At 62.5% G+C, this 26,268-nt stretch carries 18 protein-coding genes and 3 pseudogenes; 7 read left to right on the top strand and 14 right to left on the bottom strand.

Going from position 1 to position 26,268, the window contains the following annotated elements; all coding sequences use genetic code 11:
• Nucleotides 1-51: 51 nt before the first annotated feature.
• From uvrA to MMB48_RS05680, 9 genes and pseudogenes are all read right to left on the bottom strand, one after another.
• Nucleotides 52-3,087 (bottom strand): excinuclease ABC subunit UvrA, encoded by a 3,036-nt coding sequence (uvrA, locus tag MMB48_RS05725; RefSeq protein ID WP_032744144.1) that lies wholly within the window; start codon nucleotides 3,085-3,087, stop codon nucleotides 52-54.
• A 533-nt stretch (nucleotides 3,088-3,620) separates the two neighbouring features.
• A pseudogene (locus tag MMB48_RS11620) lies at nucleotides 3,621-4,336 on the bottom strand (DUF3322 domain-containing protein).
• 73 nt (nucleotides 4,337-4,409) lie between these two features.
• Nucleotides 4,410-7,963, bottom strand: a pseudogene (locus MMB48_RS05710) (ATP-binding protein).
• Nucleotides 7,960-8,622: a DUF4194 domain-containing protein gene (locus tag MMB48_RS05705; RefSeq protein WP_032744145.1), complete on the bottom strand. Its 663-nt coding sequence runs from the start codon at nucleotides 8,620-8,622 to the stop codon at nucleotides 7,960-7,962. The pseudogene MMB48_RS05710 and the gene MMB48_RS05705 overlap by 4 nt, the downstream one beginning before the upstream one ends.
• Nucleotides 8,619-10,244 carry a DUF3375 domain-containing protein gene (locus MMB48_RS05700; RefSeq protein ID WP_032744146.1) on the bottom strand — a complete coding sequence of 542 codons (1,626 nt, stop codon included), beginning with the start codon at nucleotides 10,242-10,244 and terminating at the stop codon, nucleotides 8,619-8,621. Before MMB48_RS05700 ends, MMB48_RS05705 begins: the two co-directional genes overlap by 4 nt.
• Before the next feature lie 186 nt (nucleotides 10,245-10,430).
• A complete protein-coding gene (locus tag MMB48_RS05695; RefSeq protein ID WP_172664374.1) occupies nucleotides 10,431-11,630 on the bottom strand; it encodes an ABC transporter permease in 1,200 nt (399 codons plus the stop codon).
• 31 nt (nucleotides 11,631-11,661) lie between these two features.
• Nucleotides 11,662-12,423 carry an ABC transporter ATP-binding protein gene (locus MMB48_RS05690; RefSeq protein ID WP_013140794.1) on the bottom strand — a complete coding sequence of 254 codons (762 nt, stop codon included), beginning with the start codon at nucleotides 12,421-12,423 and terminating at the stop codon, nucleotides 11,662-11,664.
• Complete coding sequence (locus MMB48_RS05685) at nucleotides 12,420-13,538, bottom strand: peptidoglycan-binding protein (protein WP_013140795.1); 1,119 nt, start codon at nucleotides 13,536-13,538, stop codon at nucleotides 12,420-12,422. The genes MMB48_RS05690 and MMB48_RS05685 overlap by 4 nt, the downstream gene beginning before the upstream one ends.
• Before the next feature lie 33 nt (nucleotides 13,539-13,571).
• Entirely contained in the window at nucleotides 13,572-14,351 is a 780-nt protein-coding gene (locus MMB48_RS05680; protein ID WP_032744148.1) for a hypothetical protein, read from the bottom strand.
• A 191-nt stretch (nucleotides 14,352-14,542) separates the two neighbouring features.
• On the opposite strand from MMB48_RS05680, the gene MMB48_RS05675 reads away from it, so the two are divergent.
• The 4 genes from MMB48_RS05675 to MMB48_RS05660 all read left to right on the top strand — a co-directional run bounded on the left by MMB48_RS05675 (nucleotide 14,543) and on the right by MMB48_RS05660 (nucleotide 17,901).
• Nucleotides 14,543-15,217 carry a response regulator transcription factor gene (locus MMB48_RS05675; protein ID WP_227484923.1) on the top strand — a complete coding sequence of 225 codons (675 nt, stop codon included), beginning with the start codon at nucleotides 14,543-14,545 and terminating at the stop codon, nucleotides 15,215-15,217.
• On the top strand, nucleotides 15,214-16,710 hold the full coding sequence (locus MMB48_RS05670; RefSeq protein WP_050496251.1) for a sensor histidine kinase: 1,497 nt from the start codon (nucleotides 15,214-15,216) through the stop codon (nucleotides 16,708-16,710). The genes MMB48_RS05675 and MMB48_RS05670 overlap by 4 nt, the downstream gene beginning before the upstream one ends.
• 140 nt (nucleotides 16,711-16,850) lie before the next feature.
• Complete coding sequence (locus MMB48_RS05665) at nucleotides 16,851-17,108, top strand: hypothetical protein (protein WP_032744149.1); 258 nt, start codon at nucleotides 16,851-16,853, stop codon at nucleotides 17,106-17,108.
• 145 nt (nucleotides 17,109-17,253) lie between these two features.
• Nucleotides 17,254-17,901, top strand: coding sequence for a hypothetical protein (locus tag MMB48_RS05660; protein WP_230581219.1), 648 nt, complete (start codon nucleotides 17,254-17,256; stop codon nucleotides 17,899-17,901).
• Nucleotides 17,902-17,954: 53 nt separating this feature from the next.
• Here MMB48_RS05660 and MMB48_RS05655 read toward each other — a convergent pair.
• The 4 genes and pseudogenes from MMB48_RS05655 to MMB48_RS05640 all read right to left on the bottom strand — a co-directional run bounded on the left by MMB48_RS05655 (nucleotide 17,955) and on the right by MMB48_RS05640 (nucleotide 21,986).
• Nucleotides 17,955-18,324 (bottom strand): annotated as a pseudogene (locus MMB48_RS05655) (metallopeptidase family protein).
• A gap of 241 nt (nucleotides 18,325-18,565) precedes the next feature.
• Nucleotides 18,566-19,417 carry a hypothetical protein gene (locus MMB48_RS05650; RefSeq protein WP_032744151.1) on the bottom strand — a complete coding sequence of 284 codons (852 nt, stop codon included), beginning with the start codon at nucleotides 19,415-19,417 and terminating at the stop codon, nucleotides 18,566-18,568.
• Between the two features lie 124 nt (nucleotides 19,418-19,541).
• Nucleotides 19,542-20,249, bottom strand: a complete 708-nt coding sequence (locus MMB48_RS05645; RefSeq protein ID WP_032744152.1) for an SDR family NAD(P)-dependent oxidoreductase — start codon at nucleotides 20,247-20,249, stop codon at nucleotides 19,542-19,544.
• Nucleotides 20,250-20,384: 135 nt separating this feature from the next.
• Nucleotides 20,385-21,986 carry an ABC-F family ATP-binding cassette domain-containing protein gene (locus MMB48_RS05640; protein WP_032744153.1) on the bottom strand — a complete coding sequence of 534 codons (1,602 nt, stop codon included), beginning with the start codon at nucleotides 21,984-21,986 and terminating at the stop codon, nucleotides 20,385-20,387.
• 256 nt (nucleotides 21,987-22,242) lie between these two features.
• Between MMB48_RS05640 and MMB48_RS05635 the strand changes: the two genes are divergently transcribed.
• From MMB48_RS05635 to pcp, 3 genes are read left to right on the top strand one after another with little or no spacing between them, the layout of a single operon-like run.
• Nucleotides 22,243-22,971 (top strand): DUF969 domain-containing protein, encoded by a 729-nt coding sequence (locus MMB48_RS05635; protein WP_032744154.1) that lies wholly within the window; start codon nucleotides 22,243-22,245, stop codon nucleotides 22,969-22,971.
• A gap of 1 nt (nucleotide 22,972) precedes the next feature.
• Nucleotides 22,973-23,926 (top strand): DUF979 domain-containing protein, encoded by a 954-nt coding sequence (locus tag MMB48_RS05630; protein ID WP_032744155.1) that lies wholly within the window; start codon nucleotides 22,973-22,975, stop codon nucleotides 23,924-23,926.
• A 47-nt stretch (nucleotides 23,927-23,973) separates the two neighbouring features.
• Nucleotides 23,974-24,621: a pyroglutamyl-peptidase I gene (gene pcp, locus MMB48_RS05625; protein ID WP_032744156.1), complete on the top strand. Its 648-nt coding sequence runs from the start codon at nucleotides 23,974-23,976 to the stop codon at nucleotides 24,619-24,621.
• A 64-nt stretch (nucleotides 24,622-24,685) separates the two neighbouring features.
• Here pcp and trpE read toward each other — a convergent pair whose 3' ends face one another.
• Nucleotides 24,686-26,242 (bottom strand): anthranilate synthase component I, encoded by a 1,557-nt coding sequence (gene trpE, locus MMB48_RS05620; protein ID WP_032744157.1) that lies wholly within the window; start codon nucleotides 26,240-26,242, stop codon nucleotides 24,686-24,688.
• Nucleotides 26,243-26,268: the final 26 nt, after the last annotated feature.

The following is a 26,268-nucleotide window of genomic DNA, read 5'->3' as shown; positions in this document are numbered from 1 at the left end:
ATGTCCAGCAACATACCACCCCACCCACCCGAGGTCAGCTGCAATGGAAGGCTAAAGCATGGGCTTCAGGAACTTGCCGGTCCATGAGGATTCGCATTCGGCAACCTGTTCGGGCGTGCCCTGCGTGACGATGGTGCCGCCGCCGTCGCCGCCCTCCGGACCGAGATCGATTAGCCAGTCGGCCTCCTTGATCACATCCAGATTATGTTCGATGACGATGACCGTATTGCCCTTGTCCACCAGGGACTGCAGCACCTTGAGCAGCTTGTTCACGTCTTCGAAGTGCAGGCCGGTGGTCGGCTCGTCGAGGATGTACACGGTTTTGCCGTCGGATCGGCGCTGCAGCTCGGTGGCAAGCTTGACGCGCTGCGATTCGCCGCCGGACAGGGTGGGTGCGGGCTGGCCGAGTCGTATGTAGCCGAGGCCGACGTCCACGAGGGTCTTCAGGTATCGGGAGATGCCGGTGTACGCCTTGAAGAAGTCGGCGGCCTCCTCGATGGGCATGTTGAGGATGTCGGCCACGGTCTTGCCGTTGTACGTGACTTCGAGAGTCTCGCGGTTGTATCGTTTGCCGTGGCAGACCTCGCAGTCCACGTAGACGTCGGGCAGGAAGTTCATTTCGATCTTCAGCGTGCCATCACCGTGGCAGGCCTCACATCGGCCGCCTTTGACGTTGAAACTGAAGCGGCCGGGGCCGTAGCCGCGCACCTGGGCTTCGGGAGTCTTGGCGAACAGGGTGCGGATCTTGTCCCACACACCGGTGTAGGTGGCGGGGTTGGATCGCGGCGTGCGGCCGATCGGGTTCTGGTCGACGTGGATCACCTTGCGCACCTGGTCCACGCCTTCCACGCGCCTGTGGCGGCCGGGTACGATGCGTGCACCGTTGAGCTTGTCGGCGAGCACCGGGTAGAGGATCGTGTTGACCAGCGAGGATTTGCCGGAGCCGGAGACGCCGGTGACCACGGTGAGCACGCCGAGCGGGAAGCTCACGTCGATGTTCTTGAGGTTGTTCTCGCGGGCACCCACGACTTTGAGCACCTGGGTCTTGTGGATCTTGCGGCGCTTGGCGGGCACGGCAATCTCTCGCCGGTGGGCGATGTAGTCGCCGGTGATGGAGCGCTTGGCTTCGATGAGGTGCTTGGCGGGGCCGGAGTAGATGACTTCGCCGCCGTGTTCGCCGGCGTCGGGGCCGATGTCGACCACCCAGTCGGCGCGGCGTATCGTGTCCTCGTCGTGTTCGACGACAATCAGCGTGTTGCCGAGATCGCGCAGGTGGTGCAGGGTTTCGATGAGGCGTTCGTTGTCACGCTGGTGCAGGCCGATGGACGGCTCGTCGAGCACGTACATGACGCCGACCAGACCGGAGCCGATCTGCGTGGCGAGTCGGATGCGCTGCGCCTCGCCGCCGGACAGGGTGGCGGCCGCGCGCGAGAGGGTCAGGTAGTCGAGGCCGACGTCGTTCAGGAAGCCGAGTCGGGCCTTGATCTCCTTGAGCACTTCGCCGGCGATCAGCTGTGCCGAGCCTTCGAGTTTCAGGCCGTTGATCCAGGCGAGTTCGCGTACGACGGGCATGTCACACACGTCGAAGATGGATTTGCCGTCCACGGTGACAGCGAGCACTTCGGGCTTCAGACGGCGTCCGTGGCAGACCTGGCAGGGCACTTCGCGCATGTACGACTCGTAGTATTCGCGCATGGACTGCGAATCGGTTTCGTCGTGGCGGCGCATGAGCGTGCGGATCACGCCTTCGAAGCCGGTGGAGTATTCGCGCAGGCGTCCCCAGCGATTGCGGTAGGAGACGTTGACCTTGAAGTCGTGGCCGTAGAGGATGTCGTGCTTGACGTCGTCCGGCAGGTCCTTCCAAGGAGTCTTCATGGAGAAGCCCATTTCCTTGGCCAGACCTTCGAGGATGTGGCCGTAGTACTGGGAGGTCATCTTGGTGCCGCTCCACGGTTCGATGACGCCGTCGGCCAGTGACTTGTCCGGGTCGGAGATGATGAGGTCCGGGTCGATTTCCAGTTTGAAGCCGAGACCGGTGCAGGCGGGGCAGGCGCCGTAGGGGGCGTTGAAGGAGAAGGTGCGCGGCTCGACCTCATCGAGTTCGAGCGTGTGCCCGTTCGGGCAGCTGCGGTGTTCGGAGAACGGCTGGCGGCGGGCCGGGCTGCCTTCCTCCTCGTCCACGAAGTCGATGACGATGCTGCCGTTGGCGAGCTTGAGGGCGGTTTCCACCGAATCAGTCAAACGTTGGCGGATACCGTCCTTGACCACGAGTCGGTCGACCACGACCTCGATGGTGTGCTTCTTCTGCTTGGTGAGTTTGATGTCGTCGGACAGCTGTGTCATCTCGCCGTCGATGAGCGCGCGGGCGTAGCCGTCGGAGCGCAGCAGCTCGATCATGTCCACGAACTCGCCCTTGCGGCCCTTGACCACGGGCGCGAGAATCTGGAATCGCGTGCGCTCCGGGTAGCCGAGCAGTGTGTCGACGATCTGCTGCGGGGTCTGGGAGGCGACGGGCTCGCCGCATTCGGGGCAGTGAGGGATGCCGGTGCGGGCGAAGAGGAGTCGCAGGTAATCGTAGATTTCGGTGATGGTGCCGACGGTCGAACGCGGGTTGCGGTTGGTGGTCTTCTGGTCGATGGAGACGGCCGGGCTCAGGCCCTCGATGAAGTCAACATCGGGCTTGTCCATCTGACCCAGGAACTGGCGGGCGTAGGCGGACAGGGATTCGACGTAGCGTCGCTGGCCTTCGGCGAACAGGGTGTCAAACGCGAGCGAGGATTTGCCGGAACCGGACAGGCCGGTGAACACGACCATACGGTTGCGTGGAATCGCCAGGTCGACATTCTTGAGGTTGTGTTCGCGCGCACCCTGAATCGTGATCTTGAGATCGTTCGGGATGTGCGAGATATCAGCTACCAGCGAACCATCGTGTTCGATCAGCGGCGCCTTTTTGATTTCCCGGCTCAGGAAGGAGTCGCTGGTCATCACCTTTTCGACGATGACCTCACCGTTCTTGCCCTTGCTGGTTTTCGTGCCCTTTGCGCTTGTTGCGCGCCTTGCGCCAGTCTGCGTTGCCGCCACAGCCACATCCCACCTTCCATCTCACCGTTCCCGCGCGCACGGTTATGCGCGCGCCAAATCTGTCCCAAGGATACCCGAACACACGACCAAATTCGAACGCTTGTTCGATGGCGTGTCAGGCCGGAAAACCGAACCATGGTATGCAAAATTCCGGACCATCAGTGGACCGAAACGCAAGAGCCGGCCCACGCGACATCAACCGTGCGCCCAGCCCCAGTCAAGCTCTATCCCGAAGACCTCTCCTCCTCTGATTTGCCCCGGTTCACATGTCAATCGTTTGACGTCCGCATCGGGGCAAAACCCGCTGTCCCGGTTCGTGATTTTGGCCTGTTTTCGAGAACCAGGACATTCCAGTTTCCACGAACCACATAAAACGCAAACGGAAACGGCGGAATAAAGCCAATCTCAGAATCGCCATGTTGTCCCGATTCTCGCATCAAACGATTGACGCCCATACCGGGGCAACACAACATGTCCCGGTTCGCGAAAAACACCCGAAATCACAAACCGGGACAACGGATTCTGCCCCGGTACGTCCGTCAAACGATTGATGTTCGAACCGGGACAAAATCTTCAATGGACTCCACGGGGATGCCAAGCTTGCGTAATTCGTCAACTGCATCACGCATGGGAATGCGTTCCTGTTCGATACGCCGATAAGCGATGGTTTTGTCAGCACACAGTCGTTCATAAAGACGTCGCTCCGCCGATTGAAGGCCGGGCGTCGGCTTAGGCTCCCGCATAGCAATCTTCGCGCTGCGTTCAGTACGATCGGTACCAAAATCGTCGTGGCCCGGATCGAGATAACGAACCGCAGTTCGGTCGGCCGTTTTGACAGACCCAACGTTTCGACACCGAGCAGTCGGCAAATGGCCTTACGACGATTGGTTTTTGACTCATTCAGCCATTTGCCGCTGAATCCTGTCAGTGGAATCTGTGCGACGGTGCGCTTCGCGATATTCCGCCGCCAGCGTACGACCAACCACACGCATGGCTATTGATTCGTCAGGATCGACGACTTTGGAGATCAACTCGACAGAGGTGCCTATGGTGCGATGCTTGGTTATGATTTCGCAACCATTCTTGCTTGCCCATTGCCGTATCTCATTGTTGTTGTCATGCACTGCAATCGCATTGGTTTCCAAAAATGCTTGGTCCGGCAATCCCACCGGCACGGGAAATGGCCATGCCGGTTCGATGTCGTACATATGTGAACGCATGTGGTGATCGCAGCGATGTCTTTCATGCCGGCCATAGTTCCCATCACCTGCTTTCGAACATCGTCGAGTCGAACCGAATCGTCTTAATACCGGCGACGCCGGGACTGCTCATTCGGCAACCCCGTCATCCTTCAATATATCCGACGATGATTCATCATCCATGTCATTCTGGTGCAGCACGGCCTCGCGCAGGGAGGTGAGGCCGGTGTCGGGGTCCTTGTAGGTCACGTAGGCCTTGGTGGAGACCTCGAGGATTTCGCCGGTCTTGCTTTCCGGGGCGGAGACGATGACCTGGAATCCGAGGCGCGGCAGCACCGCGAGGGCGCGCTGCGTGTAACGGCCGTCGGCCTTGATGAGCGCCTCGTCGAGGAACAGCGTGGTGTACGAGGGTTCGCTGGTCAGGCCGCCGCCGAGCAGGTAGATGAGCGCCGCGCCGTATACGAATGAGGTGAGCTCCTGCAAGGCGCCGCCCGAGCGACCACCGGTGGAGGTGATGCGTTCGTCCGGACCGTCGGCATGATGCACGATGGCGTAGAAGGACGAGCGGCAGCGCGGGTCGAGATTGCGGGCGCCGTAGCTTTTCACGCCGTTCGCGTCCTTGACCTGCGCGAGCTCGGCGCGCAGCAGCCCGACCATCGGCGCACAGGCCGCGAAGGCCTTGCGCGAGGCGTCGGAATCATTGACGTCGGCGGATTTCCAATCGTTCAGGGTGCCGATGACGCGGATGAGCTGCGTCCAGAAGGCGCGCTCGGGACGGCGCACGTCCGCGTGCAGGGACAGGTTGCCGTGCTTGGGACCGAACTGTTGGCCTTTGAGCATGGCGTTGATGCGGTCAAGCTGGTCGTGGATGTCGCTGGCATCCGTGTCGATGGCGCGTTTGATGGTCAGGAAGCTCCTGAGCAGCTGTTCGAGGCAGCGCCGGTATTCGGCGTCGGTGGCGGCGACCGCGGCCAGCTGGGTGAGGCTGGCGAGTTCGTCGAGATAGTACCGGTAGTCCTCCACGCTGGCGGTCAGCGAGTCGTCGTCGGCCGCGTAGAGCGCGATGTAGGTGCTCATTTTCGATTCGACGCCGGTGCGCGCTGCGTCGGCCTGGCCGTTCAGCAGATTGATGCGGGAGGTCATGTCCTTGCCGATGCCGGCGATGGTGCGTTCGGGGAAACTCTCCCCCGGCGCCCGCGTTCCGGCCACGCCCGCGCCGATGATCATGTGCGCGCGCATGGCGGCGTCCGCCAATCCGGCGAATCGGTTGTCGTAGGATTCGGTGAGCACCGCCGTGACTTCGTCCGGCAGTGGGCCGGCGGTGGCGTTATCGTCATCGCCGCTGTCGGCGATGACACCGGCGGCGTCCGTCGTGCCGGTGTCGGCATGGTCGCGCAGCCAGATGAGCGCCGCTTCGACGGCGCTGCCGGCGCGGGCCGCGGCCTGGTCGGATTCGATGCGCTGGCGTTCCACACGGTCGAGTTCGGCGTTCAGTTCGTCGCGCTGTTTGGCGAGTTCGGCGAGTTTGGGATCGTTTTTGATGGATGCGATGGCGTCCTGCGTGTCCGTGATGGTCCGTTGCGCGCCGGCGATGTCGATGCGTTCCCATGACGTGTAGGCGAGCTGGTTGGCCAGTTCGAGTTCGCGGTGGAGGTTATCGGACTGTGTTTTGGCGGCCGTGTAGTCGGTGTCGGCTTGGCTGAGCGCGTTGCGGGCGGCGTCGACCTGCGCTGCGAGCGCGTTGAGGTAGGTTTCGTTGACGAATCCGATGACCTGGGCGCGGTCTTTGGTGCCGTGCTGGCCGCGTGCGCCGGATTTGATCTGACCGTCGGCCTGCACCTGACGGTTGGTGCGGTCGGTGTCGTCGATGGCGGTGACGCATAGGGCGTCGAATCGTTCGGCCTGGGTCTGCGAGCGCAGCCAGTCGGCGAAGGGCGAGTCGTCGCGGTAGCGCAGTTTGCCGGACAGCCAGTCGCCGTCCTGTTCTCCGGTGAGTATGTTCGCGTGCGCGCCGGTGTCGTCGTAGTGGCGTGCGGTGTCTACGAACTGCCAGGTGCGTCGGGGCATGGTGCGCGGGTCGATGGTGCTGACTTTGGCGGCGAAGCCCTGTTCGTGGCGCTTGTCGACGAGGATGGTCTGGGCGATGGGCGCGTAGGCGACGTTCATGGCGAGACGCCAGTCTTCCTCGTGTTCGTTCACGTCCATGAGTTCGGCCACGTACGGCAGTTCGGCGGGGGTGAGTCCGGTGGCGCGGCAGAGCATGGCGCGGGTTTCGTCCATCTGCTGGGAGATGCGGGTGCGCTGGGAGCGTTGCCGGTCGAAGTCGCGTTGCAGTCGTTCGAGGTCGCCGCGTGTGCCGGCCCGCGCGTTGATGGCGGCGGTGAGGGCTTCCTCGCATTCGCCGTCTCGTTTGTTGTATTCGCGTTTGAAGTCACGGCGTTGATGCGGCGCTCGTTCCAGGCCTGTTCGTTGCCGGGCAGCGTCTCGCCGATGGATGCGAACGTTTGTTCGATTCGTGTTCGGTTGGCTTGCACGTCTTCGAGGGTGCGGCGGGCCTGGTCGAGTTCGAGTTCGAGTCGGGTCAGGTTGCCGCCGTCCAGACCCTGCATCTGGCCTCGGATCATGTCGAGGCGGGTGCGCAGGTCTTCGGTTCGGCGGCGCAGCAGCTTGGCTTCCGCCTCGCTGTTCTGTTGTTCGGCGCGGTCGGCGGGCAGTTGGACGGCGACTTCGCCACGCATGCGGGCCAATGCCCAGTCGCGCAGCACGGCCGGCACCGTGCCGTCGACGGCCGGCTTGACCGGTTCGAAGGCGCGGGCCTTGCCGCGTGCGGCGGCGTATTCGCCGTAGGCCTGTTGGATGCCGCGCAGCGTGTCCATGCGGCGGGTTTTCTCGTCCATGGCGTGGAAGTTCCCGTCGTAACGTTCGTAGTCCTCGACCGTGGTGCGGGCCAGGCCCAGGGCTTCGGGCACGCCGAGCACGCCTTGTTTGAAGATGTCGTCGAGCCGGGAGGGCGCGTCGGCGGACTGGATCTTGTGCAGCAGTCGGCAGGCGGCCTCGCTCAGGCCCATTGCGCTCCAGATATGTGTGTGGAACGCTTCGGCGCTGGGGAATGTGAGGCAGTCGGGGTAGGTGGCTTTGAGCTGGGCCGGCGTGAACGGGGCGTCACGGTATTGGTCCATGCGCCTGGGGTCCACGGGCTTGCCCCAGACCACGTACTGGCGGCGCACGTCACCGCGGCCGTCGCCGGGCATCAGGTAGAGGAATTTGGCGCAGGAGAGCACCTGGCCGGTGGTCTGGTTGCGATAGGTGTCCACGATGGCGCCCCACACGGGTTGCGGTGCGCCGTTCTCGTCGCGGCCGCGCAGGTAGAGCGGCTCGTCGCCGGTTTCGGTGCTGCCCACGCCGACCATGCCGCGCAGGTAGGTGTAGTCGCTGCGTTCGGAGCGGCCGGAGTTCGAGGCCTTGTTGAACGGCGTGCCGGTTGGGTACAGCAGGGAGATCTGCGCGTCGACCAGCGTGGATTTGCCGGATTCGCTGGCGCCGGCGAGCAGGGTCACCGGCAGCTTGTGGTCCGTGGAGGGGCGGAATTCGTGGTAGCCCTCATAGGAGCCCCAGTTGATGAGTCGGCGGGATTCCAGCATCCACCGGTCCGCGATCATCTGCACGTCTGTCGCCTGCATCATTCGGCTCCCTTCTCGTCGTCATCGTCATCTTCCGTGTCGCCGTCGCCGTGTTCCACGACGTCGAGCCAGGTGTCGGCCAGTTCGCGGTCGAGCACCACGGGCACGAGCGGCGTGATCTGGTACATGGCTTCGTCGTCCAGGCGCACCAAATACCCGTAGGTGATCATCGCGGAGACGATGGCGCCGATCTGCTTTGCCACGCCTTCCTCGTCGTTGCGGGCGGCCAGATAGCCGGCGCCGGTGGCGAGCGCGGCGCGGATCTCCTCAAAGCTGACGAGCCAGTCGGCGGGGTCGGCGTGCACGTTCTCGTATTCGAGGACGCGGATGCGCAGGAAGGCGAGCAGCGCGGCCTCCTCGCGTTTGAGGCTGACGCGGGTTTTGAGCGAGCGCAGGGTCACGTCGTCGCCGGCCACGGGCGTGGCGTACATGATGCGGTAGCGTTCGTTGATCACCAAGTCGAGCAGGTCGTTGTTCAGGGAGCGTACGACGGCGTCGCGGTTGTCGAGCACGGTGTCGTAGGTGGGCCCGCTGATATAGCGGTCGCGTTTGAGGGCGATGGCGGCCATGCGTGCCTCGGCCGGCATGTCGCCGGTGTCGCCTTCGAACAGGGCGTACGGGTTGGCGTCCATATGTTCCTCGTGTTCCTCGGCCACGGTCATCCTTCCTCCACAATGATGTTCAGCTCGTCCATGTCGGCCAGCACCGGTCTAGTGATCCAGTGCCGGGGCTCGCCGTCGATCGATACGCAATGCCAGGTCGCGGTATCGCCGCGCTGCGCCGGGGCCGGCTCAGTGGCGATGTCGCTGTCGATGCCGACGCCGTCAGTGGACGGCTCGTCAGCGATGGCGCTGCCGCTTACGGCTCCCAGCCCGCCCAGGAAGCCGACGATCTCGCTTTCGCGGCGTTCGCTTTCGGGCAGCCGGTTGAAGCTGGCGGCGATGTCCACGAGGGTTGCGTTGGACCTGTCATCGGACCTGTCAACGGTCACCGGGTTGCGCCGGATGAGGCTGACCATGCGCAGGAGTCGGGGGCCGCCGCTGTTGACCATATCCCGCAGATCGGCCACCGGAGTCGCCTGCGGGGCTTCGGCGGCGAGGTCGCTCAGGCCGGGTGCGGTGGCGCGGGTCATGGATTTGGCCGGGCGCATCGGCAATGGCGCGAACAGCGCGTCCGCGGTGGCCGTGTCGCACGGGCGCGAGGCGTCTCCCATATGGGTTTTCGCATCCGCGTTGAGGCGCGCGTACAGTCGGTTCAAGCGGGTGAGCATCGTACGGTAGCGAGTGTCGGTTTGCTGGCGCACGAGCCGGCTGATCGCCTCGTCGGAGACGCGCATCTGACGACGCACGGCCTCGATGCCGTCGTAGATGCGGGCCAGTTCGTCGCGGATCTGGCCGAGCAGCACGCCGGATTCGCCGGCCAGATACGGGGTTTTGGCGATGGCGCGCAGGGCTTCGTCGATTTGCTGGCGGCCCTCGTCGGTGATGATCACCTGGAAGGCGTCCTCGAAGCGGCGGCCGCTGTCCGATTCGCTGAACGAGCGGCGGTATTCGTCGTGGTAGCGGGTCAGGTTCTCGTCCACGCTGACGTCGCCGGTCTGCATGCGCCGGCGCAAGGCGTCGCCGTTGTCCCGCTCGTCGAGCACGAGTTCGCGCAGGTCGATGGGCACGCCGCGCAGCGTGTTGTGGATCACGGCGATCACGTCCTCCACTTGGGCTTCGCTCAGCGTGGCATGCTGCTTGCCTTGTTGGATGCGTTTGATCTCGTGCTTGCGTTCCTTGATTTCACGGTTGAGGAGTTTGATGCGCTCGCCGGGGTCGGCGGTCAGCTGCATGCGCGCGTGCTCGATTTCCATGATGATGCTGTTGGCCTGCGCGCCGGACAGGGCGCGTGATTCGTCTTCGAGCCTGCTCAGCGCCTCGATGGCGCGGTGGGCACGGGCCGTCAAACGGTAGAGGAATCGGTGTGAGGCCGCATCATGCGAGTTGGCGAGCCAGGCGTAGTCGCCTTCGCCTTCACGGGTCAGATCGGCGAGGATCTGATGAGCGGCCTCGGCGAAGGTCTGGTCCTCGCGCGGAGCATATTCGCCGGCGTCGGCCAGAGCGTTCAGACTTTGCGCGAACCGCTCCTCCACGGTCTCGCGCGGCAGCTCGCCGGTGAGCGGGTCGAACGTGGAACGCAGCAGCGACACGTACAGCATCGCGTTCTGGCGCAACAGCAACCGCAGGACGCCCGTCTCATACACCGGTCGCAGCCGTTCCAGCTCCCGCATCACATCGGCCACAGCATGCCTCCCTCTGTCGTGACCGCACCATACTAGCCGATGGCCGCGAACCACACCTCGCCCGCGCCACGCGTGCTCTCTCCGCCCAGCACCAATATGTCACTTTTATTGCACATGTCATCATGTGCAATAAAAGTGACATTGAGGCTGCGCACTCATGGTGAACGTTCACTCCAGCCGTCGCCCCTATTCGCCGCGCAGGGCCTCGGTCGGGGTGAGACGGGCGGCGCGGGAGGCCGGGTAGAGGCAGGCGAGGATGCCGACCAGGATGGCGGCGGCCCAGGCGAGCGGCAGGGAGGTCCAGTCGAGGGCGATCGGCTGGCCGGCACTGGTGGCGACGCCGATGGCAGCGCCGGCGCCGAGCGCGATGCCGGCGAATCCGCCGAGTGTGGACAGGAGGGCCGCTTCGGTGACGAATTGCATGCGGATGTTGCCGGGCGTGGCGCCGAGCGCGCGTCTCAGGCCGATTTCGCCGCGACGTTCCATCACGGTGACAATCATCATGTTGGCGATGCTCATGCCGCCCACGGCCAGCGCGATCACGCCGATCATCAGGCCGAGCGTGGTCAGTGAATCGTTGGTGGTGTTGCGCGCTTTGGATAGGTCGGCGGACGCGGTGACGGACACGTTGCCGCCGGCCGGGTTGGCGGCGTGGGCGAGCGTGCGGCGGGTGCCTTCGGCGTCGCCGGGCGTGGTGCGCACGTAGATGGCGCTGATCCGTCCGATGGTGTCGGCCTGGTCGGGGTACCGGCCGAGCGCCCATTGCTCGCCGATGATGACGGCGGCGTTCAGGTTTTCAGCCTGCGGCGTGGGGTTCAGGATGCCGATGACGCCGTACCATGCGTTGTCGATGAGGATGCGGTCGCCGGGCTCGTTGACGCCGAGCCGGTAGGCGGCGTCCGAGCCGAGCACGGCGACGGGCAGGTGCTCGTTGTTCGCGTCGATGCCATGACCTTGGGCGAGGCTTGCTCCGACGGCGTCGAGTGCGCCGGGCCGCATGATGGCGAGGGCCAGCGCGTTGCCGTTGGTTTTGGGGCACAGCCCGTTCTTGAAGATCTGCACCTTCTCTGGCGCGGTGTCGAAGACACCGACCCGTTCGACCTGCGGCTGACGGGCGATGGTTGTGGGCGCGTAATCCGGCAGCGGAACCTTCTGCTGGGCGGCGTCCACGCCGGGGGCGACCACCGACAGATTCACGCCAAGCGCGTCGAGTTGGGCGAGGAGCGCTGCCTGGTTCGATGCGGCGATGCCGGACAACGCCACATATGCGGCCACGCCAAGCGCGATGCCCAGCGATGCCAGCACCGTGCGGGACGCCCGCCCGGCGGCCCCAACCCAAGCCGCATGCATCAAATCCGCAATTCGCGTGCGTATTGGTTTACTCATAGGAGTACGTTCACTCATATCTCTCCCCCAGTCAGCCTTTGGCTGACAGCCCCTCGTCAGAGGGGGCTTGATTCGGCTTGTCGAGTTCGGTGACTAGGCCGTCTTGGATGTGCAGACGCCTGGGGAAACGTGCGGCGATGGTCTGGTCGTGGGTGACCATGACCAGGCTTGCGCCGGAATCGGCCGCCGTGAGCAGCAGGTCGACGATGGTGTGGCCGGTTTCGCAGTCCAGCGCGCCGGTCGGCTCGTCGGCGAAGATGATGTCCGGCCGTTTGGCCAGGGCGCGGGCGATGGCCACACGCTGCTGTTCGCCGCCCGACAACTGGGCCGGCCGGTGATGCAGGCGGTTCCCCAATCCGACCTGTTCCAACGCCTCGGCGGCCCGTTGCCGACGTTCGCCGCGCGGCAGGGTTGTGTATTGCAGGCCTGTCATCACGTTCTCCAAGGCGGATACGGTGGCGATCAGATGGAACTGCTGGAACACGAAGCCGATGCGCGCGGCCCGCAGGACGCTGCGCTGCCGCTCACCCATCGCATTCACATCCCCGCCGTCGTATCGCAATATTCCCGAGGTCGGCATGTCCAGCGTGCCCAGTAACGACAGCAGCGTGCTTTTGCCCGAGCCGGACGGCCCGACGATGGCCACGAGCTCGCTGCGATCGATGGCCAGTGACGTATCATGCAATATCTCCAGCACGCTCCCGTCCTTGCCTGGAAACGCCTTCGTCACATGCTCCAACGTCAGCAATGCCCCATGCTCTGGGCCAGCGGGGGCAAACTCGATGTCGTTCATGAGACCACCACCTTGTCTCCCGCCTTGAGGCCGTCGGACTTGGTGATTTGCACTTGCGCGTCGGACACCAGCCCGATTGACACCGGCACACGCACCAACTTGCCGCCGCGTACCGCTTCGACCGCATACGCGCTGCCGGCGCTGGCGATCAGTGCGGTCACCGGCACGATCAGCGCCTCCCCGGTCGAGGCATCGGCGTTCGGGATGATGACTTGCACGGCCGTCGGCCCGAAAGCCGCCACCTGCGACTGGTCCGGGAAGTCGATGCGCGCCGATGGCTGTGTGGCTTGCCCGTTGTCACCGGTCTTCTGCCCGCCCTGATCGACCGAGGCGAGCGTCGTTTCGACGGTGGTGTTGTCCGGCAGCACGACCTGCGCCTTGTCTCCGGCTTTGAACATCGCCGCCTGCGTGGCGGTCAACGTGGCCTGCGCATGCAGGGTGACGCCCGTATAGCTTGCCGGGCTGACCTGTGATTGGCCGAGTTTCGCGTTCACCGCCGTGATGCGGATTGGTGCGGCCGCGGCCAGGGCCACCGTATTCGGGTCGAATGTGCCGGTGACCGCGTCGCCGGTCAGGCCGAGCGAGCGCTGCCATTGCCGGATCGCCTCGCGGGTCAGCCAGTTGAAATGCGGTCCGACCTCGCCGCCGTAGAATCCGAGTTCCTGCAGGTTCTGCTCCAGTTGCGTGACGTCCGGGCCGTCGGAGACGCCATCGCCGATCGTCCGCCAGAACGGGCGGTCGCCATGGAACAGCGGCACGGGCGCGCCGTCCATCTCGTACACCTGTTCGCCGGTGTTGATCTGTTTGCCGGCCACCGGCAGTTGGGTGATTGTGCCGGAAGCGGCCGCGAAATCGGAGGCGTCATCGTATTGCAGACTCGCGCCGAGCCGGGTCTCGGCGTTGAGTACGCCCTTGGTCACCTCCTGCGTGCGCAGCGTGGACACATCCACCTGCTGCGATCGGCCAGTCTGCCCGGTCGCGGTGACGTGCCCGGCCAACGTCCACGGCCTCACCGCCACGCACACCGCGGCCAGTCCGATCACGGCGATCGCCGCGATAATCATCGTCACGATTCTGCGGTGTTTCCCGAATCTGCGCGCTTCCGTCCGTGTCATGATTGCTCCTTTGTCCGTTATCGGATGGCCGTCTCATTGCTGGGGCGCGGCTTCGGTGGACGCGCTGCCGGAGGTGAATTCGGAGAGGACTTTGTTGTAGTCATAGCCGAATTCCTCGGTGGTGCCAGCGAAGGCATAGGAGATGTTCGCGCCATCGGTCGGGCATTCCTTGAGGAATCGGCGCAGTTCGGATTCGCTTACGGTGCCGGGAATCGTGATTGAGGTGGGCGTATCGGCGTCCGGGTCCTTGACCCAGTCGAAGCCCTTCTTACGCGCGGCCTGGGCGTAGGCGAGCGCCGCCTGCTTGTCTTCCCCGGAATACTGGTGTTGCGGCCCCATGTCCGGAATGGGCTGGGTGAAGTCGGGGTTCTTGGCCTCGCAGTCGGCGTATTCCCGCTGTTTGGATTCGTAGGGTGAGCCGGCGAGCGCCTTGGCGTCCTTGAACACCACCCAGGTGCTGTCGTCTTCCATCGACGTGTAGGCAGCGTTCGGGTAGAGTTGCGGGCCGTCGTCGGATGCGCTGAGGCTGTTGCCTTGGGAGGCGACCGGCTTGCCGTCGGTGCCGATCATGCGCAGTGCGACCGCGTTTTTGGTCGGGGCTTGTTTGCCCGAGCCGGAGCCGGACGACACGCCAGCAGCCGTACGCGCGTCGAATCCTTTGCCGGTCAGGCAGGCGGCGAATCGCTTCGCCGTGGCGTCGGTGGTGGTCGTCGCATCGGACCGATCGTCGGCACCTGAGCCTGTTCCGACTGCCGCCAGCGGTGACGAGCAGGCGCCCAGCATCGAAGCCAGCGAGAGTGCGGACGTAAGCATTGCGATTCGCCGTACCAGGCGCGTATGAGTAGTGGACATTACCGTCTCCATTCCGTGAGTCGATTGTGACGACTTCCATTCAATCGCCCTCACCGTGGAGCGTCGGTAAGCGGACGGATTACTTTCGCCTTACCGTAGAATCGGGAAAATGTTGGGTGATGCCATTGGTTCGGGAAGGCTCGGAAGGGGACATGATGCGGATTCTGATCGTCGAGGACGACCGCGAACTGGCCGCCGCGTTGGACGACGCGCTGCGCTACGAGGGGTACGCGACCAGTCTGGCAACCACCGGCGTCGAAGCGTTGAAGATCCTTGCCGGCACGAACGTGGACATCATGCTGCTCGACCGTGATCTGCCGGTATTGTCCGGTGACGCGGTGATGGCCACCGTCGCCGCGAACCGCATTCCCGTGGCCGTAATCATGCTGACGGCCGCCGCCGAGGTCAGCGACCGCGTGAGCGGGCTGGACCTAGGGGCCGACGATTACCTGACCAAACCGTTCGCCTATCCCGAACTGCTGGCCCGTATCCGCGCCCTGCAACGGCGCAGCGGGACCAGCAACGCGACCGCAGCCGTGCTCACGCGCGGCGACATCACCCTCGATTCCACACGCCGGCTCGTGTTCCGCGACCACGGGCGCACGCTCGTCAAACTCACACCCAAGGAGTACGGCATATTGCTGGAGCTCATGCGTGCGGAAGGCGGATACGTGACCGCGCACGAACTCTACGATGCGGTTTGGGATGAGCCGACCGCCGCCGACCCGACCGACGTGATCAAAACCACCATCTATTCGCTACGGCGCAAACTCGCCGATCGCGAGGCCATCGTCTCGACACGCGGGGAAGGATACCGGCTGCAATGAAGGCGACGAACACGGCGGAAGCATCAGGTCGTATACAGGCGCTTGCCGGCAAACTGCGGCCCAAATCATTCCGCGCCAAACTGACGTTGGCCATCAGTCTCGTGTTCCTCATCGCCATGGGATCGGCGACCCTCGTGCAGACCATTGTGGTCAACAGCATGTTCACGTACGCCACGACGGTCACCGCCAAAAACCCTGAGATGCAGGTCGAAAGCCAGCACAGCGGTTCCGGCACCGGCAAACGCCCGGATTCCGACCCGCGAATGTTTTCCCGGGGAAGCGGCACAGGTCTGAACGATATCACTGGAACATCCAGCGTCGGCGGCGATATGGGCGACGGTGACTATCAGGTGGAATGGGGCAAGGACGGGTCGTATACCATCAACACCCCGTATGGCGTCTCCGTGTGGAACCAGGACAACATCGCCACCGGATTGCGCATCAGCGCGGCCATCATCTTCGTGTTCTTCGGGATCACCAGCATTCTGATCATCTGGCTGGTCACCTCGCGCATGTCCCGGCAACTGACCTCCATCAGCGCGCAGGCGGCGGCATTGGACCCGGCCAAACTTGATACGCGCATCGACGTGAATGGGCCGCCATCTCACCGTAGGCCCCAGTTCCGGCGTGCGGGCAGACGCGGGACCGAGGATTGGGATCATAGCACGGACAGCCGCACGGACGGTCGAGCTGCCGGCCAATCCTCCGAAGTCACGCAGCTCGGTGACGCCATCAACGGCATGCTCGACCGGATTCAGGCCGCATCCGAAGCGGAGCGGCGGTTCGTGTCCAATGCCTCGCACGAGCTGCGCACGCCGATTGCCGCGGTGGAGACCAATCTGGACGCGCCGTTGGCCCAGGGGCGGTTCCCCGAGGATGTGCGACCGTCGGTACAGCGCGCACTGGATGCCAATCGGCGCGGCGCGCAACTGGTGCAGGCGCTGCTGACCTTGTCCCGTATTCAAAGCGGGACCATCGGCGGCAAGCAGGCGGGCGATGTGACACAGATGAGTCCCGCATCAACGGCACGCACATCCACAGATTTGTACGGATGCGTCGGCAACTCCCTTGCGGATATCGACGATGCCGCCACCAAGCGTCGCATCACCATAACCGTGAACAAGGCCGGCGGCGACGCGGACATGTTTCTCATCGCCGCCGACCCGGCGTTGCTGGAACTGGCGGTCGGCAACCTGCTGCGCAATGCCGTCGTGCACAACACGGATGATGGGTCGATCGACGTGACCGTCGTATCGGATGAGGATGGAAGCGGACCCCGTCTGACCGTCACGAACACCACGGATGATATGCTGCCGGACGATCTGAACGAGCTGACCCAACCGTTCCATCGCGGCGAGAACTCGCGTATCAGCGCCGTGCCCGGCGTGGGGCTCGGCCTGTCCATCGCCAGTGCGGCATGCGAGGCGATGGGAGCCAGGCTGGAACTCGGCCAACCGGCCGAAGGCGAGTTCCGGGCGAGCATTCGGTTTTGATGGAACACTCAGGCTCCCCTTCAAAGAGGGGAGCTCTATTGTTTCGCACGCAAAAATCACAGACAGACTATTGCCTTGCGGGAAATCATCGTTAGATTGGCGAGAGGAATATTGTCAATGCATACGAAACGGAAAACATCGTGGCCGCACCGAACACGCCCGCCGAAACCTCTGACCAGCTCAACAAGCCCGCCAAATCCGGCAAACTGGAGGTCTCCGACCTCATCACCATCGGCGTGTTTGCGGCCCTGTACTTCGTGATGGTGTGCATCGCCACACTGGTGAGCACCCTGTTCACCAGCGGCTTCGGCTCCATCTTCCTGCCCGCCGGACGCTCGATCCGCGCGCGAAACTCTACCTTCTGCTGGTGGCGAACCTCATGCTGTTCTTCCATGTAGGGCTCGCCACGCAAATCGTCATGGTCGTGCTGTTCCTGTTGCTCCTGCTGGCGGCCGCCCGATGGCGAACCGCGTTGAACTTCGGCGTGACCTATGCCGTACTCACCGCGCTGGGAATGCTCGACCCCGATGCCCGGGGACTGCCGTGGCTGCATGTGGTCTCCGCGCTGGCCGTGGGCGTCACGATGATGCTGCCCTGTTTCATCACCGACTCGCATGGCTCAACGGCGTGGCCGGCCGGTACGTGGTATTCGACGGCGGGCATATCGTGCAGGATTACGAGGCCGATGAATTTCTGTCCCTCTCCCCCGGCTGCGTGGCCGCCATGGGATTGCGGGCGTTTGACTTGGAACCGTATCGGCACCGGATTGCGGCCCTGGCTTCAAGCCCGGCCGCCGAATCCGGCTCCACGGACAATGCCTCGCTCGCCATCGAATGGTTCGCCGAGGACGACACCAGCCTCGACGCCTACGAATACACCATCGACCATGTCATCGAGCACGGGCTCGAAGGCTCCCCCACCTTCGTGTTCCGCACCGCTGATCCGGCCGCCGAAGACAGCCCGTTCCGCTGGCTGCTGGCCATCAACCCTCTGCCTTCGCGCAAGGCGTTCGCCGAGGGCGGGCTGCTCAGCTTCCAGTACGCCAACGATCTGCACACGCTCGTCGCCACGGATGAGGCCACCGGCGCCGAGACCTTGCGCAATCCGCGTTGGTACGCCGCCATGTGCTCCAACGAGGGAACCGTCGAGGACCGTTGCGCCATCATCCGTGCGTTGCACCACTTGCAGTAGATCTGGCAACATACGGCGGTATGACGGCTCCCCGCTAGTGAAACAGCAGCGCTTCAGTAGCCGTGCGAGTGCAGATACTCGTCATCGAAGCCGGAATAATGGCCGATCTCGTGCAACACGGTTTTGCGGATCTGTTGGCGCAGCTCGGCCTGTGTCGAGCATACGCGTTCATGCGGTCCCTTGAACAGGGTGATGGCGTCCCGGCATCACGCCGCTGCAGCCCGTAGTTCGCTTTGTGACGGGTATGCCCTCATACAGTCCGAGCAGCTCACCGCACGGATTGCTCATTGTGACCAGTTCGCGCTCATTGGGTTCGTCCGCAACGACGATGCCGACATTCTCCAGCACCCGCGCAAACCGTTCAGGCAAATCATCCAACACCTGTTCAATGGCCCGTTCAAACTCATCGTCACTGATGTGCATACTCAATCCTTCACCTGTTGCTTGGCTCCCACGATAACAGACATATTCCGGGTTCCGGCTTCTTGCGGGTGCCATAACGTTGCGCGGAACGCTTCCAATCATTCATTAGGTCGATTCTTCATTCATTAGGTCATGAGGCTGCGATTGTCGGTGTTGGAATGGCACCATTCCAGTGGTGACTGTCAGAGCTCACCGACCTAATGAATGAAGAATCGACCTAATGAATGCGTCCGGTCATATCTCATTGTGAAAATGACCCGGTATTGCGGTATTCCGCAATTGCACTTCCAACGATTCTGAAGTATTCATCCAGATTCTGCGTGGTAGCGAACGTTCTTCTTGTGGCGGGAAAAGTCTTATAGCCCGCGAAGGAGAGGTTGTTCCTTTTCTCGATATCTCCTTCCCATCGGTTTCGGTCATAGTGGTACCGTCCGTCGTATTCCAGAATCACATGATCATTCGGATACACCATGTCCACAACCACCTCTTTGTTCTGCAACGGGAGGTATATCGGAGCATTCACCTCCAATTCGGGTAATCCACGTTTTACCGATTCAAGGCGAAGGATGCTTTCCTGCGGCGAATCGGTGTTCTCTCTGCACAACGAGAGCGCTTTGCGAAATAATCTGATACCTGGGAACCTACCTATATCGGTGAGGAACAACGATATCTTGTCTTTCGTTGTCTGTTTCAGATGCTCATTACGGCAGGTGGCCCAATCCAAGGCAATGACCATACTTTCCACATCGACGAACTGTGCGATCTGACACAGCGCCTGTTCCACTGAAACCACGGCGATAAGATCATCAATCATCGTCTGGTCAATGCCATGACCCCAATAATGGCATTGCGTTTCGGTAAGATTCGACAATCTTTCAGCCCCGGACACCGTAACGTGCAGTTTGTTGGGGTCATAGTTGGGCTTGTAATTCAGCGTGGCCGTCATGCCAGCAAGCTGTAGCCTGGTGCCATGGCTGAAGCAAAGCTCCTGTGAAGTGCGCATCGATCTGGCACGGCATTGTTCCAGTGTTTTCTGGGCGAGGTCTCGTGCCTCATCAAGTGTGAAGAACGTGTTGTATGCATAGGACTCCATGCCATCCCCCTGATGGTTGTATCCGTGAACCGCGTTATTCACGGATACAACTCACGATGGCATAACCAACTTCTGCGCGCAACCAGCTCGGCCGAATCGGTGGATATGTGTATAACCTGCCAGCTCAGCTGTTGCGGTTGATCTCGATGTCGGTGACGGTGAGGTTGGCCTCGTTGATCAGGTTGAAGAGGATGACCTCGGCCAGCGGACCGGGCTGCATGAAGGTGTGCTGCGTGGCTTCGGAGACGTAGTCATGGCTATCACGGTAGAAGGCGGTGTCAATGCCGCCCGGATAGACGGCGACCACCTTGACGCTGGTGCCCTTGTATGCGGCCTGCAGGCTCTTGGTGTAGCCCTTCTCGCCCCACTTGGTGGCGCAGTACACGCTTTCGTTCGCGTTGCCGCGCGTGGCGGCAGTGCTCATGATCTGGGCGATTTTCACGTCACGCTCGCCACAGGCCTTGAGGGTTTCCACCGTCCACAGGATCATGCCTTTGAGACCTTTGAGGCATGTGTCGACATCGGCGGCCTCATAGGCGGTGGGCACCTTGAACGAGGGCTGGCCGGCGTTGTTGATGAGCAGGTCGATGTGGCCAAGCGCGGCGATGCTCGCCACGGATTCCTTGACGAACGCTTCGTCAGTGATGTCGCCTACGAAGGCGCGGTAGGATTCGGCGGGCCACTGCGTGCTCAGCTCGGCCTGACGTTCGGCGTTGAAGTCGATGCCGGCCACCAGCCAGCCCTTGGCGATGAGTTGGCTGGCGAGCTCGTAGCCCAAACCCAGCGCGCTGCCGGTGACGATGGCGATTTTCTTACCTGTTGTGGTTGGCATGGTTGTTTCCTTTGCATGCTTGCGAGACTCCCCTCAGACCGCCTACGGCGGCCAGCTCCCCTCAGCGAGGGGAACCTAGGGTTAACCCGTTCTTTGCTGACAGCTCCCCTCAGCGAGGGGAGCCAAGAGGTAGGACTATTCTTCAGCTACGAGTTCGAGGTACGAATCATTCCAGAGGTCTTCGTCGCCGTCGGGCATGAGGAGCACGCGCTCGGGGTTGAGCGCCTCGACGGCGCCCTCATCGTGGGTGACGAGCACGATGGCGCCCTCATACTTGGCAATGGCCTTCAGAATCTCCTCACGGGAAGCGGGGTCGAGGTTGTTGGTGGGCTCGTCGAGCAGCAGCACATTGGCTCGCGAGGTGACCAGCGTGGCCAAGGCCAGACGGGTCTTCTCACCGCCGGAAAGCACATGGGCCGGTTTCATCGCGTCATCGCCGGAGAACAGGAACGAGCCAAGAATGGAACGGGCCTGCGTGTTGTCGAGCTCGGGCGCCACATGCTGCAGGTTCTCCAACACGGTGGCGTTCAGATCCAAGGTGTCGTGCTCCTGCGCGAAGTAGCCGATCTTGCAGCCGTGACCGTATTCCACGGAACCGGTGTCCGGCTCCTCGATGTGGGCCAGCAGGCGCAGCGTGGTGGTCTTGCCGGCACCGTTGTAGCCGAGGATCACCACACGCGAGCCCTTGTCGATGGCCAGGTTCACGCCGGCGAACACGATGTTGGAACCGTAGGCCTTGGAGATGTCCTTGGCCATGATCGGCGTGCGGCCGCAGGGCGCGGGCTCGGGGAAACGGATGTCCGCCACCTTCTCGGCCTTCTGCGCCTCGGAGGTGTTTTCCAGCAGCTTTTCGGCACGACGCATCATGTTCTGCGCGGCCACGGCCTTGGAGGCCTTGGCGTGCAGTCGGATGCCCTGCTTCATGAGACGGTCGGCCTTCTTCTCGGCCACTTCGCGTTCGCGGCGGCGGCGCTCCTCGTCCACCACGCGCTGGTGCAGGTAGGCCTTCCAGCCGAGCGAATACATGTCGATCTGGCCGAGCTGCGCGTCCAGATGCCAGACCTTGTTCACCACTTCGTCCAGCAGTTCGGTGGAGTGGGAGATGACCAGGAAGCCGCCCTCGTACTTCTTCAAGTAGCCGCGCAGCCATTCGATGGAATCGGCATCCAAGTGGTTGGTCGGCTCGTCGAGGATCAGGGTGTCGGCATTGGAGAACAGGATGCGCGCCAGCTCGATGCGGCGGCGCTGGCCACCGGAGAGCGTGCCGAGCTGCTGCTCCATGACCTCCTGCGGCAGGCCGAGCGAGGCGGCCATGGAAATCGCCTCGGACTGGGCCGCGTATCCGCCGGCCTTGTCGAAGTCCTGCATGGCCTTGTCGTACCGGGTCATGGCCTTGCTCATCACGTCCGGATCCGGGTCGGTCATATCCTTTTCGGCCTTGCGAATGCGGTTGATGATGGTGGCGATGTCACGCGCGCTCATCATGCGGTCGAGCGCGGTCTGCGTGGGATCGGAGGCATGCGTGTCTTGCGGCAGGTAGCCGAGCTTGCCGGAGACGCGCACCTTGCCGGCGGTGGGCAGCATGTCGCCGGTGATCACGCGGGTCAGCGTTGTCTTGCCGGCGCCGTTGCGGCCCACCAGACCGATCTTGTCTCCCTTGGCCACATGGAAGTTGGTGGGGTGAAGCAGCGTGCGCGCGCCGATCTGAATTTCAAGTCCCTGCACCTCAATAGCCATGAATAACCTACTTGCCTGTTACGAATACTGTCTCTTACCAAAGTCCGACTGTACATCATAGCGAACACCATGCCGACCGGACTCAGCCGACGCTCATGCGTCCATACGCTTATATGCCCGTAGGCTCATGTAATACCTGCAATGTGCGCATAAGACAGTTGAATCGTTATTTCCGTCGTACACTATCCATATCCGGGCGCGCTTGCGGCGCAGTGGTGCAGCGCAACGCGTGTGCAGTATAGGAAGGATTTCCCTCATGGAACCAAATTATCTCGTGTTATTGGGAATCGTGATTGTGATTGTGGGTTTCGCCCTCAGACTTGATGCGATTCTGATCATTATCGTGGCGGCTTTGGTGACTGCGCTGGTCGGCGGCATTGGCATCGACGGCTTCCTGACCACGTTGGGCACGTCGTTCGTCTCGAACCGCAGCATGGCGATATTCATCATCGTGCTGCTGGTAACCGGCACGCTGGAACGCAACGGTCTGAAAACCGCAGCCGCGCAGCTGATCGGCAAGGTGAGGAATGCGACGCCGGGCATGGTGATCGCCCTCTACGGCGTGATGCGTCTCGTGTTCGCCGCGTTCAACGTGAGTTTCGGCGGCGTGGCCGGGTTCGTGCGTCCGGTCATCATGCCGATGGCGGTGGGTGCGATTGAAGCGTCCGGTCACCAGCCGAACGACGAGTATGTGGAAGAGCTCAAGGGCATGGCTTCCGGTATGGAGAACGTCGCATGGTTCTTTGGCCAGGTGCTGTTCGTGGGTACGGCCGGTGCGCTGCTCGTGCAGTCCACATTGAAGCCGCTGGGTTATGACGTCGAACTATTGCGCATGGCCATTATCGAGATCCCGGTCGCGGTGATTGCCGTGGCGGTCACCGCCGTCTATTACATCATCAAGGACACACGACTGCGTAAGAAGTACTACGGTGCCGAAGCCGCCGCTCAGGCCACTACCGCTACCACCACCGGCAAGGAGGCCTGATATGTCGTTCTTCATGGACCCCAGCGTGACCGTTGGCACCAAGATCCTCGAGCTCTTCTATATTTTCATGGGTTTCATGTCCGTGTATGCGGGCGTACGCAACCTACTCGATAAAACCAACAAGGCCCGCTACGGCACTTTCGTGTTCTGGACGGCGCTCGGTATCGTCATCGCGTTCGGCCGTTGGATTCCGGCCATTGCGGACGGTGTGCTCATTATCATCATGGTCATTCCCGCCATCTTCCGCCAAGTGCGTAAGGGCTCGGCATCCGATTCGAGCGCTCCCAGCACCGCCGAAGTGGCCACGAACTTCCAGCACATCGGCATGCGCATCTTCATTCCCGCCCTGTGTCTGGGCGTGTTCGCCATTATCGGCGCCCTGATTCCCAGCGTCAGCGCCCTGACCGGCTGCTGCATCGGTGTGATGATTGCCGCCGTGATTCTGTTCGCGTTCTCGCATGACAACAAGCCGGTCGTATTCCTCAACGATTCGGAACGCCTGTTGTCTGCCATGGGTGCGCTCTGCATGCTGCCGATGCTGCTGGCCAGTCTCGGCGCGATTTTCACAGCCGCAGGTGTCGGCGACGTGATCGCCACGCTGGTCGGCGGCATTATTCCGAAGGGCAACGTCACGCTGGGCATCATCGTATTCAGTGTGGGCATGATGCTGTTCACGATGATCATGGGCAATGCCTTCGCCGCGATTACCGTAATGACCGTGGGCATTGGCGCGCCATTCGTGCTCGCCTACGGTGCGGACCCGACGGTGATTGGCATTCTGGCGCTGACCTGTGGCTACTGCGGCACGCTGTGCACGCCGATGGCCGCCAACTTCAACATCGTGCCCGTCGCGATGCTTGATATGAAGGACCGCATGGGCGTGGTTAAGAAGCAGGTGCTGCCTGCATTGGTGATGATTGTGGTGCAAATCGTCTACATGCTGATCGCGCAATAACCTCGTTGTCCAGATACCACAACAATCCGTGAGATAAGGAGCTAATAATGAGCAAGATTCTGGTGACCGGATTCGATCCGTTCGGCGGCGAGCCGGTTAACCCCGCATTCGAGGCAGTCAAGCTGTTGCCGGATGAAATCGCCGGTGCGACAGTGGTGAAACTGGAGATTCCGACGGTGTTCACGCGCAGTGCGACCGTGGTTGAGGAAGCCATGGTGCGCGAGCAGCCTGACTATGTGCTGTGCATTGGTCAGGCTGGTGGCCGTTCGGCTCTGACCGTGGAGAAGGTGGCCATTAATTTGGCCGAGGCGCGTATTCCCGATAATGATGGCGAGCAGCCGTTCGATATGCCGTTACGGGAGGATGGTGGCACCGCGTATTTCACCACGTTGCCGGTCAAGGCCATGGTCAAGAACATCAATGACCACGGGATTCCCGCATTCATGTCGTATACGGCAGGCACGTATGTGTGCAACAGCATCATGTATAACGTGCTGTATCTGATTGACCACAAATTCCCCGGCGTCAAGGGCGGCTTCATTCATGTGCCGTATGCGACCGCACAGGGCGTGGGCAAGCCGAACGGCACGCCGACCATGGAAATCGCGACCATGGCGCGCGGCATCGAAGCCGCCATCGAGGCCGCTGTGAGCACCGGAACCGACGCCACCGACATCATGGGCGAAACCCACTGATACGCATATTGTTATGCCCCTGCTGACAGCAGTTGTCAGCAGGGGCATCGCTATGCGTTGAACGTTACAGTTCGCGCAACTGGGCGGCGATCTGGATGGATTCGACGCTGGCCTCGGCCTTGTTGCGCGTCTCCTGCCATTCGGTAGCGGGCACGGAGTCGAGCACAATGCCGGCACCGGCCTGCACGCTCGCCTCATGGTCACGCAGGAACGCGGTGCGGATGGCGATGGCCATGTCCATGTTGCCAGAGAGATCGAAGTAGCCGACGGTGCCGCCGTAGATGCCGCGGTCGGCCGGTTCCAACTCGTCGATGATTTCGACTGCGCGCGGCTTAGGAGCGCCAGACAGCGTGCCGGCCGGGAACGCGGACTTGAACACATCGAATGCAGTCAGCGAGGGGTCGACCTTGCCGGTGACCGTCGAGCAGATGTGCATGATGTGGCTGAAACGCTTGATGTCCATGAGCTGCACGACTTCCACGGACTGCGGCACGCACACCTTACTCAGGTCGTTGCGAGACAGGTCGACGAGCATGATGTGCTCGCTGCGTTCCTTCGGATCGGCAAGCAGCTCCTTGGCGAATTTCTCGTCTTCCTCAGGGGTGGCGCCGCGAGGGCGGGATCCAGCAATCGGGAAGGTCATCGCGTGGCCGTTGTCCACCTTGATGAGGGTTTCCGGGCTGGAGCCGATCACGTTGAAGTCGCGGCCCTGAGCGTCGGTCAACGCCATGAAATACATGTACGGGCTCGGGTTCAGCGTGCGCAACACACGGTACACGTCGAACGGGTCAGCAGGCGAATCGATGTCGAGGCGCTGGGAGATGACCACCTGGAACACGTCGCCGTCGACGATGTGCTGCTTGGCGCGTTTGACGGCCTGCTCGTAGTGACTCTTCTCGGTGCGGAAGCGCAGCTCGGGTTGGGCGACCGTTTCGTCCAGGATGTTGACGCGGGACTCGTCCGGAGCCGGGGTGGCGGCATCGCGCTGCATCTGGTCGAGTCGAGCGACGGCCTCGTTGTAGGCGGCGTCGGCGCGAGTGGATTTATCATCCACATTCACCGCATTGGCGATGAGCCATACCGAACCGGATACGTGGTCGACCACGGCGATATCGGTGGCCAGGGCAAGCACGGTCTCAGGCTGTCCGGTCTCGTCCGGAGCTTCGGCGCGCAGGGTCGGTTCCCAGTGGCGGATGGCATCCCAGCCGACCGTGCCGATCAGACCACTGGTCAGGTTCGGCAGGCCTTCCACATGCGGGGCCTTCAGAGTCTTCAACGTGGCGTGAGCGACTTCGACCACGTCACCGGTGACGGGCACGCCGACCGGGACCTTGCCCAGCCAGTCGGCCTGACCGTTGTTGGAGCGCAGTTGGGCCATCGAGTTGACGCCGATGAAGCTGTAACGGCTCCACGTGCCGCCGTATTCCGCCGATTCGAGGATGAAGGTGCCGGATCGGCCGCCGGCGAGACGCTCGTAGAAGCCGACCGGGGTGAGCGAGTCGGCGAGCAGACGGCGCACGATCGGAATCACACGGTAGCCGGCGTCGGCCAGTTCGTGGAACTGGCCGCGACTGGGCCAGGTGGCGCCCCACTTCAGGTGTTTGACGCTGCATTCGCTCATATTCGCTCCTTTACTTACAACTCGAT

This window comes from Bifidobacterium sp. FKU, assembly GCF_026016385.1.
GTDB lineage: Bacteria > Actinomycetota > Actinomycetes > Actinomycetales > Bifidobacteriaceae > Bifidobacterium > Bifidobacterium infantis.
This window is presented reverse-complemented; position numbering and strand designations above follow the sequence as displayed.